At 72.2% G+C, this 15,324-nt stretch carries 14 protein-coding genes; 6 read left to right on the forward strand and 8 right to left on the reverse strand.

From position 1 onward, the window contains the following. Nucleotides 1–61 precede the first annotated feature (61 nt). Nucleotides 62–1,642: a purine-cytosine permease family protein gene (locus ABTZ03_RS10005; protein WP_350512399.1), complete on the forward strand. Its 1,581-nt coding sequence runs from the start codon at nt 62–64 to the stop codon at nt 1,640–1,642. Between the two features lie 90 nt (nt 1,643–1,732). Here the strand turns inward: ABTZ03_RS10005 and ABTZ03_RS10010 are convergent, their stop codons facing one another. The 6 genes from ABTZ03_RS10010 to ABTZ03_RS10035 form a co-directional block, all read right to left on the reverse strand. Next, nucleotides 1,733–2,515 carry a metallophosphoesterase gene (locus tag ABTZ03_RS10010; RefSeq protein ID WP_350512400.1) on the reverse strand — a complete coding sequence of 261 codons (783 nt, stop codon included), beginning with the start codon at nt 2,513–2,515 and terminating at the stop codon, nt 1,733–1,735. Nucleotides 2,516–2,724: 209 nt separating this feature from the next. Next, entirely contained in the window at nt 2,725–3,408 is a 684-nt protein-coding gene (locus ABTZ03_RS10015; RefSeq protein WP_350512401.1) for a DUF4232 domain-containing protein, read from the reverse strand. Between the two features lie 116 nt (nt 3,409–3,524). Beyond that, nucleotides 3,525–6,413, reverse strand: coding sequence for an AfsR/SARP family transcriptional regulator (locus ABTZ03_RS10020; protein ID WP_350512402.1), 2,889 nt, complete (start codon nt 6,411–6,413; stop codon nt 3,525–3,527). A gap of 134 nt (nt 6,414–6,547) precedes the next feature. Further along, nucleotides 6,548–7,702, reverse strand: a complete 1,155-nt coding sequence (locus tag ABTZ03_RS10025) for a sensor histidine kinase (protein WP_350512403.1) — start codon at nt 7,700–7,702, stop codon at nt 6,548–6,550. Nucleotides 7,703–7,785: 83 nt separating this feature from the next. Further along, nucleotides 7,786–7,950, reverse strand: coding sequence for a hypothetical protein (locus ABTZ03_RS10030; protein ID WP_502894423.1), 165 nt, complete (start codon nt 7,948–7,950; stop codon nt 7,786–7,788). A gap of 374 nt (nt 7,951–8,324) precedes the next feature. Then, nucleotides 8,325–8,729, reverse strand: a complete 405-nt coding sequence (locus ABTZ03_RS10035) for a hypothetical protein (protein WP_350512404.1) — start codon at nt 8,727–8,729, stop codon at nt 8,325–8,327. A 315-nt stretch (nt 8,730–9,044) separates the two neighbouring features. Here ABTZ03_RS10035 and ABTZ03_RS10040 point away from each other — a divergent pair, with 315 nt between their 5' ends. The 3 genes from ABTZ03_RS10040 (at nt 9,045) to ABTZ03_RS10050 (ending at nt 12,863) form a co-directional block, all read left to right on the forward strand. Next, nucleotides 9,045–10,094, forward strand: coding sequence for a PLL family lectin (locus ABTZ03_RS10040; RefSeq protein ID WP_350512405.1), 1,050 nt, complete (start codon nt 9,045–9,047; stop codon nt 10,092–10,094). Between the two features lie 816 nt (nt 10,095–10,910). Further along, nucleotides 10,911–12,323 (forward strand): NsdA family TPR-like regulatory protein, encoded by a 1,413-nt coding sequence (locus ABTZ03_RS10045; protein WP_350512406.1) that lies wholly within the window; start codon nt 10,911–10,913, stop codon nt 12,321–12,323. Nucleotides 12,324–12,548: 225 nt separating this feature from the next. After that, the gene (locus ABTZ03_RS10050; RefSeq protein ID WP_350512407.1) at nt 12,549–12,863 is read left to right on the forward strand and encodes a cold-shock protein; all 315 of its coding nucleotides are present in this window, start codon (nt 12,549–12,551) and stop codon (nt 12,861–12,863) included. 34 nt (nt 12,864–12,897) lie between these two features. Here the strand turns inward: ABTZ03_RS10050 and ABTZ03_RS10055 are convergent, their stop codons facing one another. Beyond that, nucleotides 12,898–13,833: a phosphorothioated DNA-binding restriction endonuclease gene (locus tag ABTZ03_RS10055; protein WP_350512408.1), complete on the reverse strand. Its 936-nt coding sequence runs from the start codon at nt 13,831–13,833 to the stop codon at nt 12,898–12,900. A 127-nt stretch (nt 13,834–13,960) separates the two neighbouring features. Between ABTZ03_RS10055 and ABTZ03_RS10060 the strand changes: the two genes are divergently transcribed. Beyond that, nucleotides 13,961–14,524: a hypothetical protein gene (locus ABTZ03_RS10060; protein WP_350512409.1), complete on the forward strand. Its 564-nt coding sequence runs from the start codon at nt 13,961–13,963 to the stop codon at nt 14,522–14,524. An 8-nt stretch (nt 14,525–14,532) separates the two neighbouring features. Here ABTZ03_RS10060 and ABTZ03_RS10065 read toward each other — a convergent pair whose 3' ends face one another. Continuing rightward, nucleotides 14,533–14,988 (reverse strand): hypothetical protein, encoded by a 456-nt coding sequence (locus ABTZ03_RS10065; RefSeq protein WP_350512410.1) that lies wholly within the window; start codon nt 14,986–14,988, stop codon nt 14,533–14,535. Here ABTZ03_RS10065 and ABTZ03_RS10070 point away from each other — a divergent pair. Next, nucleotides 14,980–15,138 carry a hypothetical protein gene (locus tag ABTZ03_RS10070; protein WP_350512411.1) on the forward strand — a complete coding sequence of 53 codons (159 nt, stop codon included), beginning with the start codon at nt 14,980–14,982 and terminating at the stop codon, nt 15,136–15,138. The genes ABTZ03_RS10065 and ABTZ03_RS10070 overlap by 9 nt on opposite strands. Nucleotides 15,139–15,324: the final 186 nt, after the last annotated feature.

Consider the following 15,324-nt stretch of genomic DNA (forward strand, 5'->3'; position numbering starts at 1 on the left):
GCCGTCTCAACCTCGGCACCGACCGTCGGCTGCCGCCGGCCGAACAGCTCACCCCTCACGAATGGACCTCATGAGCAGCGGAACTACGAGACCGGACACCGACTCCCGGTCGGCAGCGACCGCACCTCCACGATCCCGGGGCACCCGGGTCGAGGAGCGCGGAATCGAATCAGTGCCCGAGGCGGAGCGGCGCGGCCGGCCGCGCGACCTCTTCCTGGTCTGGTTCTCCTCGAACATGTCCTACCTCCCCATCCTCCTCGGCGGCTCGCTCATGATGCTCGGTCTGAGCACGTGGCAGGCCGTCACCGTCCTCCTCGCGGGCAACACGTTCTGGGCACTGGTCGGCCTCCTCGCGGTGAGTGGCCCGAGTACGGGCAGTCCGAGCGCGGTCATCATGCGGGTGATCTTCGGAGTACGCGGCAACCGGGTGATCGGCTGCGGGTTGGGCTGGCTCACTGCCGTCGGCTTCGAGGCGATCAACCTCTCGATCACCGTCCTGGCCGGGCAGGCCCTGCTCGCCGAAGCGGGAATCGGCGGCTCCGCCGTCTCCAGAGGTGTCATCCTGGTCCTGGTCTCGGTCGTCACCTTCACCATCAGCGTCTACGGCTACGACGCCATCCTCCGGATGAGCCGGGCGATCACTCTGCTGCTCACGCTCTCCCTGCTCGTGGCCGCAGTGATCGTCGCCGTTCACTCCCATCCCGGAACGGACAGCAGCGCAGACGCCGCCCTCGGACCACTCGCCACCGCTCTGGTCGGGTTCACCGTCGTCGCCTCCGGACCACTGTCCTGGCTCTCCGGGGCCGACTACGCCCGCTACCTCCCGCCGACGGCGTCACGGCGCTCGGTCGCGGGCTGGACCGCAGCGGGCGGATGGCTGGCCTCGGTGTTCCTCGGCCTCGTCGGGGTCCTTGCGGGAACCGCGGTCGACATGACCGATCCCATGACGTCGATGACGGCGCTGATGCCGGCCTGGTTCCACCCTGTCTTCCTGGTCGCCGTCATCGTCGGCACGCTGGCGAACAACGTCCTGACCTCCTACTCCTCAGGGCTGCTGCTCCAAGGCGCCGGCGTCCGCATCAGGCGGGCCAGGGCGGTCCTGCTCGACGGAGTGCTCGGCGGGGGAATCGCCCTCTACGCACTGGTCGCCGCAAGCTTCCTGACCGCGCTCAACAACATCCTCGCCCTCTCGGTCGTCTACATGGGCCCGATCATCGCAATCTACGCCCGGGACCTGGCAATGCGCCGAAACCGGTACGGAGCGGACGAGTTGGCCGACCTCCAGCGGGACGGATCCCGCTCGACCGGTGTCAGTACCGCAGGCATCAGCGCGTTCGTCGCCGGAACGCTCGCCGCACTGCTCTGCGTCAACACCACGCTATGGACCGGCCCCGTCAGCACCTGGCTCGGAGGCGCCGATCTCGCCGCCATCGTCGGACCTCTGGTCGCAGCCCTCGCGTACACCGCTCTGACGCGGACCGGAAACGCTAGCCCCAGCCGCACGAACCGTTCCGCCGACTCGCCCCGTGAACCCGGGACCGCCGGGACCGCCGGGACGCCCCATGTTGTTTCGGTAGTGGACCTGCAACTCTCCACCAGAGGCCTGGTGGTGATACGCCCCACCCGACGACCCCGCGGTTGAGCCCGGACCTCTACCCGGCATGGCACGACCGACGGGCTGTGCCATGCCGGCGGGGTGGTAAGGCTCGGTACGGGACTGCGGTCCGATACCTCAGACAAGACGAGTGAGCAGGATGCGTCCTCCCTCGTACACTCCGCCGTCGATGGCGACGACCCGGTCATCGGCGTAGCGCAATGCGGTCCGTACATTCTCGGGTGCTACGCCGAACGACACCGTGAGCGTGCTGTGCCCATGCACGAGCACGTCGCCACCAAGCGTGCGCAGCACGACCGAGACGGGATCCTCGGCGTGCGCGGATTCAGCACCGCGGAACGCCCGCCGGTCGCTCATCCTCTCGCAGATCTCCAGCCATGCGGCAGTGTCCGAGCAGTTCAGGGTTTCGGACACCGCTGCATTGACGTCCGCAACAGTCGATCCGAACTCCAGGTACCGAACGGTGTCCGAGTGGATGAGCAGGTGGTCGTCGACGAGCGCGACCGCGGGCAGGCCGGCGATCCAGGCAAGGTGTTCCGGGGCGAGCCGACGCAACTCCTCCTCGCGGCCGCCGAAGCGCGCCCAGCCGCCTCGGAAGCCGTCGGGTTCGCCCCACCCCGGGACGGGTGCGGAGCCGAACCGGTGAGCGGCGAGCAGTTGCACCTCGTGGTTGCCCAGCAAGGCCCCCACTTCCCCGCCGGCGGCCGCGGCTTCGGCCGCCAGCCTCTGGACGTCCTCGATGACGCCGATGCCGTCCGGACCGTAGTCGACGTAGTCGCCGAGCAACCACAACCGGGCGCTTCCTCCGGACCACCGCCCCTGCCCGTCGACCAGCCCCGAGTCACGGAGCACTTCCCGGAACTCGGTGCGATGACCATGGACATCGGAGGCAACGAACATGGGGCCATTCGAAGTTGACATGGACTTGTACGCTACCAGCCGACTGGCCGGGGCGGTGTGCATTGTGACCGCCGACCGCAGCGACCGGCGGGCCTCGCAGCGCTGCACCTGACCACGCACGCCGTCCCCGAGTACCGCGTCGAAGTCCCGCTCGGCGCCATGGCCTCCGTCATCCCCGCCAGTGCGAGCGCGCGGGGCCGGGCCACGCTCTACCGGGTCGCGAAGGCTCCGACCTTGAAGTCGGTGCCGCAGACGCTGAAGACGCCGCCCGGCGAGCCGTTCGCCTTCATCACGTTCACCGTGGTGCCCGCGTCCTTGGGCAGCGCGACCTTGACGTGGGACGCCTGCACCGGGCAGGTGTAGCGGGCCGACGAGGTGCCCTCGCCGTTCACGTCGTTGTAGAGCACGTCCGCCACCACCGTGGCGCCGGCCGGGACGTCGACCGCTGCCGAGCCGTCCTGGGAGTTGTCCCCCGAGAGCTGGCCCGCCTTGCCCTGGTCGTCGGCGGCGACCACGGTCGTCGGGCCGACGATGGTGCAGGGGGCACCGGAGCTGTTGGTGATCTTGAGGGTCGCGGCGGCGGGCTGCGCGTCACTGGCGTGGCCCGAGGACTGGAGGAAGGTGACCGAGGTGTTCTTGGTCGTGCAGGCCGCGGTGACGCCGCCCCCGCCGCTCGTGCTCTTCTTGCCCGCGGTCGGCGCCGAGGTCGAGGCCGCAGCCGGCGCCTTCGCCGAGGCGGAACCCGCCGGGGCGGCCGATGATGCGCCGGTGCCGGTGGCGGCGCTGTCCTGCGGCCCGTTGTCGTCGTTGCAGGCGGTCAGGGACAGGGCGAGCAGGGCGACGGCGCCGACGGCGAGCAGGGTGGGACGGGCGGGACGGGTGGTGGTGCGCATGGCTGGTTCCCCCGGTTGTCGTTCGTGGGTCGCGATCCTGCACGAGGTCGTTTCCCCTTACCTGAACGAGGGTGTTGCGGCACGCTGGCAGATCACTAACGAGCGCGGCGGCGGCGCTAACGGGTGGCTAACGCTCCACGTTCCCGGATCCTGGCGTGCGCCGCCGCGTGCCGCCGCCGCAGTTCGGGCAGTGCGTCCTGGTCGGCGATGGGCAGCAGGGCGTCGAGCGCGGTGACGGCGCCCGCGTCGTAGCCGGCCTGTTCGGCCTCGAGCGCGGCCTGCGCGAGGCAGCGCCGCCCGGCCACGGTGTCGCCGAGCCCGGCCAGCGCCTCGCCCTGCCAGGTGCGCAGGAGCACACGTCGGGCGACCGCCTCGTGCTCGGGGCCGAGGCCGAGCGCCGTCTCGGCCGCCTCGTACGCCTGCCGGTGGCGGCCCGCGCCGAGGTGGATGCGGGCCAGGTGCTGGAGGGCGAGCATCCGGGTGTGCGCGTCGTCGGCCTCGGTGGCGAGAGCGAGGGCTCGGGTGCAGGCCGCTTCGGCGGTGCCGGGTTCGTCGTCGCCGGGATCAGCGCCGGGGTCGTCGTCGGGATCAGCGCCGGGGTCGTCGTCGGGAAGGGCCGCGGCGAGGTTGACCAGGGCGGTGGCCTCGCCGAGTACGTCGCCCGCGCGGGCCGCGAGTCCGGGCGCGACGCGCAGGTGCCGGACGGCCTCGGCGGTGCGGCCCTCCTCGGCGAGCACCCAGCCGAGCAGGGTCAGGACGCGGGCCTCCGCATAGGGGTCGGCGCAGACGCGGGCGTCGGCGAGGGCGGCCTCCAGGGTGGGCGCCCAGTCGGCGAGGACCCGCCAGACCACGAACGGCCACTGGGTCACGGCGATCCGCCAGGCCCGCTCGGGCCGGGCCTCGGCGCGGGCCGCGGCGGCGATCAGGGCGAGGTCGTCGCGTTCGGCGGCGAACCAGCCGAGCGCCTCCTCGCGGCTGGTGAAGTCCCGTACTGCGGGCGGCTGTTGGAAGTCATCGGGCTGCACGAAGGCGGGCTCCCCGCCGGGTTCCGCCGCCTCGGACGCGGACAGCGCGGTCGCCACGCAGTGGTCGTACAGGCGCAGCCGGGCCGCGGTACGGGCGGCCGGTTCATGGCTCAGGCCACGCGCGTAGAGCCGGACCAGGTCGTGCAGGACGTAGCAGCCGGGGGCGGTCTCGGTGAGCAGGTGCGCGGCGACCAGGCGGTCGAGGGCGCGGGCCGCGTCCGGCGGGGTGGTGCCGGCGAGCGCGGCGGCGCTGAACCGGTCGACGTGGGTGCCCGGGTGGTGGCCGAGCGCGGTGAACAGCTGCGCCGCGTCGGCGGGCAGGTGGGCGGTGGTGAGCCGCAGCGCGGAGGCGACGCCGATGTCCTCGACGGCGAGCAGCTCCAGCCGCTGACGCTCGTCGGCGAGCCGGTCGGCGAGGGAGGCGAGGGACGCCGGGCCGAGGGCGGGGCCGATGGCAGGGCCGGTGGCGAGGCCGAGGGCGGGGGTTTCCACCAGCCGGGCGGCGGCGACCCGCAGCGCGAGCGGCAGCCCACCGCACAACTCAGCCGTACGGCGGGCCGCTTGGGGCTCGGCGGCGGTGCGGTGCTCGCCGAGGATCCGGGTGAGCAGGGCCACGCTGTCGTCGATGGCGAGGACGTCGAGGGCGAGGACCCGGGCGGCGTCGGAGGCGACCAGACCGGCGAGGCGGACACGGCTGGTGACGACGGTGACGCAGCCCGGTCCCGTGGGCAGCAGCGGGCGCACCTGGGCGGAGGTACGGGCGTTGTCGAGGACGACGAGCAGCCGCAGTCCGGCGGTGAGCGAGCGGAACAGCGCGCCGGCGGCGTCCGCCGACTCGGGCACCCGGCGCGGTGGAACGTCCAGGGCGAGCAGGAACTCCCTCAGCAGGTCGGCCGGTTCGGGGTCCGAGGTGTCGCTGAACCCGCGCAGATCGGCGTAGAGCGTCCCGTCGGGGAAGTCGGAGTGCCGGCCGGCCGCCCAGTGCACGGCCAGTGCAGTCTTGCCGACCCCGGCGGGCCCGGTGAGCACGACGACCGGCCCGTCGGGTCCGGCTGCGGCCGCGGTCAGCTCGGCGCTCTCGGCGGTGCGGCCGTGGAATCCGCGCGGGGTACGGGGCAGCAGGTTGGGCCGGAACCGAGCTGGTTCCGGGGCGGGGCGGGGCGCAGCGGGTCGGGGCGCAACAGCCCGGGCCGCGGGGGCACTGTCGGGGGCGGCGCTGTCGGGGCCGCTGCCGCGGGCGCTGTCGGGGCCGAGGGCGAGGGTGAAGGCGGCGGTCAGCTCGGCGCCCGGAGCGACGCCGAGTTCGTCGGCGAGGACCTGGCGGGCACGGTGGTAGGCGTCCAGGGCCTCTGCGGAACGCCCCGCGTGGTGCAGCGCCTCGACCAGCCGGGCGGCCAGCGGCTCACGCAGCGGATGGGCCCCGGTCTCCGGCCGCAACAGCTGGACGGCGCGGTCGTGTTCACCGCCCACGACGTACGTGGCGGCGAGCAGCTCGACCGCTGCGAGCCGCGCCTCGTCCAAGGTGTGCGCGGCGGAGCGGAGCAGCGGCGACGGGTAGGCGCCGGCCAGCGCGGGGCCCTGCCACAGGGCGAGCGCCTCGGTGAGCAGCGCGGCCCGGTCACCGGGGTCGGCGGCACGGCGGGCGAGCGCCACCAGACCCTCGAAGCGGTGGGCGTCGAGCAGAGTCTCCGGCAGCTCCAGGTGGTACGCCGAGCCGCGCGTGCTCAGCTCGACGCCGTACGCCGATGCGTCGACGTCCGCCAACAGCGCCCGCAGGCGCGAGACATGGCCCTGGATCACGGTACGGGCGTGCACAGGGGGTTCGTCGTCCCACAGCGCCTCGGTGAGTGTGTCGACGGAGACCGCGACATTGGCCCGCAGCAACAGCATCGCGAGCAGGCTGCGCCGCTTGGCGGGCCCGAGCGGCAACGGCCCAGCGCTCCCGCTGACCGACACGGGGCCGAGGACCTGGAACTCCATGGACGGAACCCTATCGTCCGATGGCCGGTGGGGATCGGGACGTCGAACTGTACGGACACCGCACTGCTCCGTCAGCGACCGGGTCGGGCCGGTCGGCGGTCGCCTCGAAGCTTCTACGGTTCAGCGTTCAGTGTTCAGCGTTCGGGGACAGGGACGGGGACGGGAACGGGCAGTGTGGCGTGGACGCGGTAGCCACCGTCGGGTGTGGGACCGCTGATGAGGGTGCCGCCGAGGTTCTCGGCACGTTCGCGCAGGCCGATGAGGCCGTGCCCGGAACTGGGCAGTCGGAGACCGGGACGGGTGGGGGCCGTGTTGGAGACGGTCACCTCCAACGCCGCTGCCGGTCTGCGGATCTCGACGACGGCGGTGGCGCCGGGGGCGTGCTTGCGCACATTGGTCAAGGACTCCTGGACGATCCGGTAGACCGCCCGCTGCACGGTCGAACCGGCGTCGCCGGGCACCTCACCCACCAGACGGGCGTCCAGACCACTGCCCGCCACCAGCTCCGCGAGCTGGTCCGGGGTGGGCTGCGGCGTGATCTCGGTGTCCCGGCTTCCGGCCGCGCGCAGCAGGGTGACCATGTGCCGCAGCTCCTCCAGGGTCGCGACGCTCAGCTTCCGTATCGTCCGCGCCGCCTCCCTCGTGTCGGCGCTCCTCGCACCGACCTGCAGAGCACCCGCCTGCACGGCGATCAGGCTCACCTGGTGCGACACCACATCGTGCATCTCCCTGGCCAGCTGCGCCCGTTCGCGCGCCAGCACGGCCTGGGCGTGCAGCTCGCGCTCGTGTTCCTGGGCCTCGCGAAGCTCGGCCATGCTCCGGGCCAGTTCCCGCCGGGTCTGGACCAGGCGGCCCAGGAAGACCGCCGCGGCTGCGAACACGGCCCATCGGGAGAGGGTCGAGGCGTACAAGGGATCAGCGCTGAGGTCGTAGGGACTGAGGCGGTGCCAGTACACGACCGACGTCACGGCCAGATAGGCGGTCACCCCGCCCAGGGCCCTGCGCAGGGACTGTTCCGCGAGCATGGAGAGTGCCACCAGCACCGGGAACATGCCGTCGGCCTTGGACACGGTCGATGCCATGAGGACGGCGGCGAACACCGCGACCGGATAGCGCCTGCGCAGCAGCAGAGCCAGGGCCATCAGGGACTCGACAGTCTGGGCCGTCGGGTTGAAGCCGATGAAGTGGTAACGCGAGTCGAGTTGGAGCCAGGCGTTGAACAGCTGGAGGGACCATTGCACGGACAGCAGCACCACCGTCGGCAGCACGTCCACGACCCACAGCGGCACCGACCTTCCGAACCGGAACCGGAACCGGAACCGATTCCGGCTCACCGCACGACGCATCGAAGCGACAGCCGCGCCGACCCTGCTCATCGAGCGCCCCCGGCAGCCGGCAGCCCGGCCCGCTGCGCCCACAGGTCGGCCCGCCCGCCCGGGGCGGAGGCCAGGACCTCGGTGTCCTCCGCGGCGTCCAGGATCAGGCGGAAGCCCGACCGGATCAGCGACTCGTCGTCGACCACCACAACCCGGATCACGCCCACGCTCCGCCCTGCCGTCCTGATTCCCTTGGATCCGGTCGACAACGCCGAGCCTGTCCCGTCCATGCCAACGCGAGCCGCGCAGCCTCCAGACCATAACCGATCGCACCGGATCCATCTGCCGAGGGGACCGGCTGCGGCCGACGGGCCCACCCGGGTCGCCCCCGGCGGGGCACCCGTTGTGAGCACTTCCCGGCACGGGCCACGCACAGGTGGTTCCCTGCCGCCCCCAGGAGCCCCGCACGCCACGGCATGAGGTCCCGGGACCAGATGGCCAGCGTGCGGAGGGGCTGGGACGGGACCGGGAGGCGAGCCAACCGATCCCGTCGCCCCGCCGGACCCGACCGGGGCCCGGCGGCGGCGCCGTCGGGTCAGGCCGGGACCACCCGGTAGCTCAGCACCGGCCACGGCAGGTCGGACTGGGCCAGCGAGCCGGTCGCCCACGGGACGGCGCCGGTGCAGCCCGCGCCGGGGTACAGCACCACGGACGCGGAGCCGGAGACGACCTGGACCGACCGGGCGGGCGCCGCCAGGGTGTGGCAGGTGCCGAGATCGGCGAGGTCGACCGCGGTCGCCGCACCGCTTCCGCCGGTGCCCGAGTAGAGGTGGGCGCCCGGCTGCAGCGGGGGCCAGCCGGCCGCCTGCGCCGATCCGGCGCCGAGGCCCAGCACAGCCGCGACGAGGGTCGCCGTGACGACGGTCTTCGCGACGCCCGTCGTTTCGGCGCCGGTCGTTTCGGCGGCCGAGCCGCGGAGGATGGCCTTGGGTGTGAACATGTGAACCACCTTTCCTTTGCGTTCCGTTCCCCGTGTGTGTGCTCCCCAGCATCGGTTCCGCGCCGCTGGTCGGCATCAGTCATTTGACGGTACGTCCGCCCCACCGGCGCCGGGATCCGGGATGCCCGGCAGCGGGCCGGGAGTCAGATGACCGATGTGCCGCGGCCGCCCCCACTGGCAACCTCTCCGTCGAACGGCTCCGCACCCGCCGGGGCCCACGCCCAGCGCGGGCACACCGTCGGATCCGAGCCACACCACGTCATCGCTCCGGAGCCACCCACGTACGCGGGCTCACGGACGAGAAGGGCAGCAGACATGACCGCACCAGCACCACTTCGCCCCCCGCTGCAGCTGCGCGGGTCCTCCAGGCTCGCCACCCTGGTGGCCGTCCTGCTCACCGCGCTGGCCGCCGTGTTCGCGACCACCAGCCCCGCCGGCGCGACCTCGCCCTGGCACGAGGCGGACCACAACGCCAGCACCCCGGACTCCCCGGCGATGGCGTACTACCTGGGCAGCCACGTCGAGGTCATCCGCGGTCAGGACAACGCCCTCTGGTTCAACGTCGACGGCGGCCCGTTCAACCACATCGGCGGCGTCACGTACGCCGCGCCCACCATCACCTCGTTCCGCGGCGAGCTCTGGATCTGGCACACCGGGCAGAACGGCGACGTCTGGGGCCAGACCCTCGCCAACCGCAACGAACCCAACCACCAGCGCTGGTACTGGAGTTCGGCCATCCAGTTCCGCACGCAGAACATCGGCGGCTCCGGTTCGACCGGCCGCCCGACCTCGGGCCCGGCCGTCGCAGCCGCCCCGGACAACCTGCACTTCATCGTCGTCGGCGCCAACGAGCGCATCTACCACGGCTTCATGGACGCCAACCGCAACTTCAGCTCCTGGTCCGAGATGCCGGGCGGCGCCCGCACGGAGTCCGCGGCAGCCGCCTCGACCTCGCCCGACAACCGGCTGACCGTCCTCCACCGCGGCACCGACAACCGCATCTACCGCCAGGGCCTGTACCTCAACAACTGGCAGTGGGACCGCACCTGGCAGCGGGTGCCGAACACCAACACCGACGCCGCCCCGTCGATCGCCTACAACAGCTACGACCGTCTGATGACCGAGGCCTGGCGCGACGCCGGCACCGGCCAGGTCCTGACCTCGGAGAGCGTGACGTACGCCGCCGAGAACACGGCCCCCCACGGCGTGCCCCGCAACAACAACGTCACCAGCCCGTCGGCCCCGCGCGTCAGCTACGGGCCCAACGGTGTCGACGTGACCATCCGGGGCGGCAACTTCTACGACGTCCAGGGCAACTACTACCGGGCCAACGCCATCTACGTCTACTACGGCTACCCGGGCTGACCTGCCCCTCATCCCCCCACCGCCCCCTCGGGTCCCGTACCCGAGGGGGCGCCGTCGTGGCTGCCGCCGATGGTCACCACATGGTCAGGCGCAACCGGCAGGCGCAGCCGGTGGCACGTTCGGCGGTTCGGGGTGGCGGCAGCCGGGGCGACGATGAGGTGAATCCGGTCCCGGTGCGGCCCCGGTGGGTGATCACGGTTTGGGTTCGGCGGAGCCGGGCAGTCGGATGTCGGCTCGGGTTCCGCCGAGTTGTCCATCGGGCCGTGGGACAGCAGCGGGGCCCGCTGTGAACCTCTTCACTTCCGTTCCCATGAACGATCGGCGCGAAAAGCCGAACGGCTCCCGTTTCGCCGCCGAACGTAACGGCAGAGCCTGATCCACGAAATGGGACCTTCGTACACCCCCCACCGCAGTGCTTCTCCGGCCGAACCCCTTCCGACGGCTCCGCGGCTCGGCCGTAGTAGTGCCCCGGTGGCCCGGAACCCGGAGTGCCCGGACGTCGGTCATGGCCAGGTGGCGCATCGGTGGTGGCCGCGCGGCACACCGGGAGTGGCCGGGCGGCCGACAGGGCTTGGCCGGTCAGGGGGTTACGGCCGCTTGCCGACACGGCGGAGGCTGTTCCCGCTCGCGGTGCTCTGCACGGCTTGCACCACGCCGTGGACGTCCCGCCCTGTCATTCGCCGGCTCCGAACCCGTTCCCGAACCCGTTCCCGAACCCGGCTCCGAACCCGGTTCCGTCCAGGCGGTCGACCACGGCCGGATCCATTCCATTCCCGCCATGGACGTAGTCCTGGAGAACAGAGCTCACGCACCCCGATGACCACACACCCCCTGGCAGCTCTGAGGACCTCGACCGGCCTCTCGCAGGCCGAGTACGCGCAACTGGTCGCCCGCACCCACGCGGAACTCGGACACGGACGCATGGCCGCCCGGCGGGAGAAGGTGTCCCGCTGGGAATCCGGCCGGATCGCCCCGGAGTTCACGGCCCAACTCGCCATCGCGCACATCCACCAGGTGGACACCGACCGCGTGCTCCGGCTGGGCTGGCCACGATGGCTCACCGCCACCGTCGGCGACCACGAACTCCTGCACCAGCCCTGGACCCCGCACGGCGCCATGGCCGTCACCCGGCTCACCGCGGCGACGGCCGGAGACCCACGTCCCGGACTGGCGGCCGTCGGCCCCTCCCTCACCGCCCAGATCCGCGGCGCCATCACGGCTCTCGACGGCAACGCCCGACCACCCCAACGCAACGGTCCGCGCATCACACCCGAGGCGCTCAGCTGGGCCGAGCACCGCATCCGCGCCCTCGAACGACTCGAAACCGGAAGCCCCACCCACCCGGCCGCGCTCCACCTCGCCGCCCACACCGAACACCAGCTGATCAGCGACCTGCTGACCAGCCACGGCTACGACCGCATCCTCGGCACCGAACTGCTCCTGCTCGCCGCCCGCACCGCCGCCCTGTGCACCTGGACCAGCCACGTCCTGGGCGAGGACGCCCAGGCCGAACGCTACAACCTGGCCGCGATCCGAGCCGCGGCCGCCGCCGGGGCACCACACCGCACCGCCGCACACCTCGCACAACTCGCCTTCAGGCACCGCCGGCACGGCCACCCCCGGGACGTGCTCTCCCTCGTCCAGGCCGCCCGCACCATCGACCCCCACCCCACCCCCCGCCTGGCCGCCGTCCTGCACACCCATCAGGCACTCGCCCTCGCCCGGCTCGCCCAACCCACCACCGCCCTGCGCGCCATGGACCACGCCGAACACGCCCTCGCCGCAGCCCCACCGCAGTGGGACCCGGACACCGACCCCGCCGGCGCCACCATCGACGAGAACTACCTCGCCGTCTCCCACGGCAGCACCCGGCTCGCCCTCGGGGAGCCCACCCGCGCACTGACCTGGTTCAGCGCCCTGCTCAAAGCCGGCACGCCCGCGGGGCGACACCCGACCCCGTACGCCGTCACCGACCTGTCCCTCGTGGTGCAAGCCCAGCTGGCCGCCGGACAGACCGACGAAGCCGCAGCCACCGTCCGCCACGCGGTCGACCGATCCGGCGGCCTACCGCCGGGCCTCGCCGACCGGTTCCGGGCCCTCCTCGCCCCCCACACCCACCAACCGCCCGTACAGGCGGCCCTCGCCCACCTGGCCGCGAGAACAAGACCCCGCACCGTCGACGGCCGGGTCCCGCCCCGCCGGGTCGGGCACAGCGGCGACCCCGACTGACGGCCGGTCACCGGACCGGCTGCCCTCCCGCTCGGCGTGGAGGTCCATCACCAGCCGGTCGGCGGCATCGCTCTCGGCCGGGAAGCCGACCGGAATCCGGGGTGCCTCGGCGGGGGCACCCCGGATTCCCTTGAAACGTTCGTCGAGCACCGGATCGGCTGCATGGCGAACGAGCGAAGTGCCCCCGAAAGGGACGGGGCCTGACGAAGCAGAGAAGGAGACCGCATGTCCGACGCCGCGAACGAAACCGTCCACACGGGACACGTCCTGGAGTGGCACGCCGACCAGGGATGGGGGGTCCTGGTCTCCCGAACCCTGCCGGAACCGGTCTGGGCACACTTCTCCGTCATCCCCGGCGTCGGCTACCGGGAGCTCACAGCCGGACAGGCCGTCCGGTTCACCGCGGAGCGGGCCGACCAGGACTTCTTCCACTGGCGGGCCGCACAGGTACTGCTGCCCGACACCCCTCCCGAGTCCGGCTCCGACCGTGGAGACGGCCCCGGGTACGCGTCGACACTGCGCATCGCCTACGACGAATGACCCCGTGCGGCCCCAGCCCCGGCCCCGGCCCCCCTCAGCCCGCAGGCACCGGGCTCAGCGACTCCCGGGCCTCACCCCGGAAGACCTGCTCGGTGTGCCACCGCCGGTGTCGGCCGGCGACCGACGCAACCCCCGCCTGCGGGCCGATGACCGGGCGCCCGGCCAACGCCAGCACCTGTTGCCGGCTGGCCTCGCTGCGCCCGACGAACCGTCGTGAAACGAGTATCCGGCGCCCCTCCCCCAGGCCCAGGACACCCTTGTCGAACAGCTTGTGGTGCAGCGAGCACAGGCACAGGCCGTTGTCGACCTCGTCCGGCCCGTCGTGGGACCACCAGCGCACATGCGCAGCCTCCAGACCGACCGCGCTGGCGCCCAGCATCCCGTCGTAACCGCAGAAGGCACACTGGAACTCGTAGGCGGTCAGCACGAGTTCACGCATCCGCCGGTCCCGCTGCCGCCGTGCCGCCCGCTCGCTCCCACCCGCCCCGTCGATCCCACCCGCTCCGTCGATCCCGGCCGGGTCCAGGTCGAGTCCCACGGCCTCACACAGGTCTGCGTGCAGCGACGGCGGGAAGTGGAAGTCCAGGAGCACCCGCGCCAGCCGCCCCAGCAGCGCCGGCTCCTTCCGCAGCGCCGTCCGCAACCCGGGCGCGAGCCGTCCGGCCGCACCACTGGAACGCAGGACCCGCACCCCGGTCCCAGGACTCCCGGCCCCCTGGTCGGTCCTGACCTCCCACACGCCGTCACTGACCAGATGATGGAACGGGTACGCGGGGGTGGTCGGATGGGACGGCCCGTACTCTTCGAGCAGCCGCTTCAACTCCCCCTCGACCACGCTGTACCGAAGCTCGCCGTCGGCATCGCGCTGGAAGCTGCCCAGCGCGTACAGCAGCAACAGCGGTTTGTGCGGCGCCCGAACGTCGTTGCTCGTCCACCGTCTCAGCTTCGCCACCCGCTCCAGCCAGTCCATGACCGCCCAGCGTATTCGGGGGCACCGACACGACCGCACCGCGAACCCGCCTCGCCTCAGGTGAGGGACGCCGGCACCGGACGCCCGGCACGACGGCCGATGGTTCGCTCCGGTACGGTCGATGCCCATGACGCAGAGTTTCGCCTCACCCGTCGATGCCGCTGAAGCCATCGTCAGGGACGTCCTGCAGCTCCGGGAAGAAGCACACCGGAAGGCCCACGAGGCCAGCCGTTTCGGAGGCGGGGCCAACCTCCAGGACGTGGAGCACACCCTCAGCGCCCTGCGCGAGGATGCGATCCTGCGCTGCCTGGGCCACCTGCTGGGCGTCACGGACGAGGACGCCGTCGACCGCTACGTCCTGAGCTGGTCGGCGGCACGCGGGCTGGACCTGGAGGAGACGTCGGTACGCGTGCGGGAATCGCCGAACGCCAGCGAACTCCACACCCGGCGCGCGAAGGCAGAACTCCTCGACGTGCTCCGCGAGACGGGCGAGACCGGCATGCTCAAGACCAGACTCCTGCCTCTGGTGAAGGAGGCCGACAAGCGCTCGTGGCTCGGCGGCAGCGGCTGGCTCGATGAATGGGTCGGCGACGGCACCGTGATCGCCCGCCGGCACGGCCGCAGCACCACCTACGTCCACCGGGACTTCGCCACACCCGACGTCGCGGACCGGGCCGACAGCCTGCCGTAGGCGGACAGTCAGAAGTTCCAGCTGTAGAGGCTGCCACCGGCGTGCACCGCAGACACCGCGAGGCGGGCGATTCCCTGGAGGACTGCCCGGAGATCGTCGTCCGTCATCTCGTCCCCATCCTCGGACCGGAGCCGCGCAGTCCAGCAATCGGCGAGCTCTTCCAATTCGGTGGGGCTCGCGTCGGCCAGCGCAAGAGTCAGCCGCTTAGGCAGAGCAATCACCTCGACTCCATCGTTCAAGGGAGGAACGACCCACTCCGGCCACGGCCGCCACGCATACAGCCGCTCGGACGACGGGGCCTCGGCCGAGGGCTCCTCGAAGTACATGTCCCACTCGGCGATGGCCGTGTCCGGATCGATGAAACGGCAGCTCACGGACTCGAAGGTCGCACCGGGTCCCCGCAGACGCGTTCCGGCCGCAGCCTCGTCGTCGGCGGCAAGGAAGAAGAGGATGTCATGCGCCATCCCAGCATGATCGCAGCCCGGCGTACCGGCGCGGCCGCCCGCTGCCACGAACTCGGCCTGCTCGCGCAGCAGATCGAGGCTTCGCCCTTCTCCATGCAGCGAGCCGTCACCGCCGACGACAAGGACGGCAAGGGCGACACTTCCACCTGATGTGACGTCACCAAACCCATGGCACTCAGCACCGTCCCCCTGGGACCAACGGGCCGGCCCGCACCGCCGGAACCGCCCTGATGCGGAAACTCCCCCTCCTGTGGCTGCGGCCCGGTCCTCGATGGTTTCGAGGACCGGGCGCCCGCCCCCCCGCCGGGCGCGGTGTGTGGGCGTGAGAGGGCGAGC

It is taken from the genome of Kitasatospora sp. NPDC096077 (assembly GCF_040303245.1).
Taxonomy (GTDB): Bacteria; Actinomycetota; Actinomycetes; order Streptomycetales; family Streptomycetaceae; genus Kitasatospora.

Bases quoted from the DNA above. Each gene is read 5' to 3' on its own strand.
- ABTZ03_RS10005 (WP_350512399.1), top strand. From the start codon at position 62: ATGGACCTCATGAGCAGCGGAACTACGAGACCGGACACCGACTCCCGG.
- ABTZ03_RS10010 (WP_350512400.1), bottom strand. From the start codon at position 2,515: ATGTTCGTTGCCTCCGATGTCCATGGTCATCGCACCGAGTTCCGGGAA.
- ABTZ03_RS10015 (WP_350512401.1), bottom strand. From the start codon at position 3,408: ATGCGCACCACCACCCGTCCCGCCCGTCCCACCCTGCTCGCCGTCGGC.
- ABTZ03_RS10020 (WP_350512402.1), bottom strand. From the start codon at position 6,413: ATGGAGTTCCAGGTCCTCGGCCCCGTGTCGGTCAGCGGGAGCGCTGGG.
- ABTZ03_RS10035 (WP_350512404.1), bottom strand. From the start codon at position 8,729: ATGTTCACACCCAAGGCCATCCTCCGCGGCTCGGCCGCCGAAACGACC.
- ABTZ03_RS10040 (WP_350512405.1), top strand. From the start codon at position 9,045: ATGACCGCACCAGCACCACTTCGCCCCCCGCTGCAGCTGCGCGGGTCC.
- ABTZ03_RS10045 (WP_350512406.1), top strand. From the start codon at position 10,911: ATGACCACACACCCCCTGGCAGCTCTGAGGACCTCGACCGGCCTCTCG.
- ABTZ03_RS10050 (WP_350512407.1), top strand. From the start codon at position 12,549: ATGTCCGACGCCGCGAACGAAACCGTCCACACGGGACACGTCCTGGAG.
- ABTZ03_RS10055 (WP_350512408.1), bottom strand. From the start codon at position 13,833: ATGGACTGGCTGGAGCGGGTGGCGAAGCTGAGACGGTGGACGAGCAAC.
- ABTZ03_RS10060 (WP_350512409.1), top strand. From the start codon at position 13,961: ATGACGCAGAGTTTCGCCTCACCCGTCGATGCCGCTGAAGCCATCGTC.
- ABTZ03_RS10070 (WP_350512411.1), top strand. From the start codon at position 14,980: ATGCGCCATCCCAGCATGATCGCAGCCCGGCGTACCGGCGCGGCCGCC.
- ABTZ03_RS10065 (WP_350512410.1), bottom strand. From the start codon at position 14,988: ATGGCGCATGACATCCTCTTCTTCCTTGCCGCCGACGACGAGGCTGCG.